The organism is Streptomyces sp. CNT360 (assembly GCF_000424785.1).
The window spans coordinates 1-1,426 of the sequence record NZ_AUKO01000049.1 but is presented as its reverse complement, the minus strand read 5'-3'; the positions used below and the strand labels follow the sequence as shown (position 1 = coordinate 1,426).

The window sequence follows — 1,426 nt, the reverse complement described above, 5'->3', positions numbered from 1 at the left end:
TAGGACTCCGTTAGGTCTGTCAGTTCGGCCTGTTCCCGGGCATGGTGGGTGGATGGACACACATGAAGTGGACCGTGTCCGGGCGAGTTTGGCGCTATACGTGGCTGATGTGTTCGCCTCGGTGCCACGCAAGGACCAGCGAGTCAAAGGCGACTGCTACCTGCGGGGACTGATGCTGGAGGGCCGCCGCAAGTCGGTCCAGGCCATGGCCTCGCGGCTGCCGGACGGCAACGAACAGAACCTGCAGCAGTTCGTGAACCAGTCCACCTGGGACCCGGTGCCGGTGCAGCGGCGGATCGCAGAGCGCATGCTGCCGCTGATCACCCCGACGGCCTGGGTGATCGACGACGTGTCGCTGCCCAAGGACGGAAGGATGTCGGCGGCCGTGGCTCCGCAGTACTGCGGAGCCCTGGGGAAACGCGCCAACTGCCAGGTCGCAGTCAGTCTGCACGCCGCCAGTGACACGGCTTCCTGCCCACTGCAGTGGCGGCTGTTCCTGCCCAAGGAATGGGCGGAGGACACCGACCGCAGGACCGTCACCCGCATCCCGCCCGAGATCACGCACCGGGAAAAGTGGCGTCTGGCTCTGGATATGCTCGACACCCTGGCCGGCTGGGGCATGAGCCCGCCCGTGGTCGTGGCCGACGCCGCCTACGGCACCAACGCCCACTTCCGGGCCGGACTGGCAGACCGCGGAATCGACTACATGCTGGCCGTCCGCGCGGACGTGACCGCCCACCCGTTCGATACCGAACCGATAGCCCCGGACCGCAAGGGCCCCGCCGGCTGCTGGCCCCAGCCCCGCTACCGCCAGCCCGCACCCTCGGTGGCAGCCCTTGCCGCCGACCTCGGACAGGGAGCGTTCACCTCCCTGTCCTGGCGGCATGGCTCACGCGGTGAGTTACGTTCCCGCTTCGCCGCCGTGCGTGTCCGCCCGGCCGGCAAGGCCGTCGAGCGTCCGATCCGGGCTGCCGCCTCGGCCGAGCAGGGCTGGTGGGACGGCATCCTGCCCGACGGCTGGCTGTTGACCGAGTGGCCCGCCGAGGCCGACGCTCCTACCGACTACTGGCTGTCCAGCCTGCCGGCCGACACCCCGATCACCGACCTGGTCCGCCTGGCCAAGATCCGCTGGCGCATCGAGCACGACTACCGCGAACTCAAGCACGGCCTGGGCCTGGACCACTTCGAAGGCCGGTCTTGGCCTGGCTGGCACCACCACGTCACCCTCGTGACCGCCGCCCACGCATTTCTCACCGAACAACGTCTGGCCCCAAAAGCGCCCGCACCGGACTCACTCTCTATCAGATCCTCGACGCCCTCCAAGACGTCCTGAGGTGCTGGACCGGCATCTGCACCACCTGCCAACAGCCCCTGCCCAGCAGAACATACACAACACCAAGATCGAGACAGACCTAACGGAGTCCTA

At 68.0% G+C, this 1,426-nt stretch carries 1 protein-coding gene; it reads left to right on the top strand.

Annotated elements, in window-relative coordinates; translation table 11 throughout:
• The first annotated feature begins 52 nt into the window (after positions 1-52).
• Positions 53-1,333: an IS701 family transposase gene (locus H297_RS0125790; protein WP_037795484.1), complete on the top strand. Its 1,281-nt coding sequence runs from the start codon at positions 53-55 to the stop codon at positions 1,331-1,333.
• Positions 1,334-1,426 lie beyond the last annotated feature (93 nt).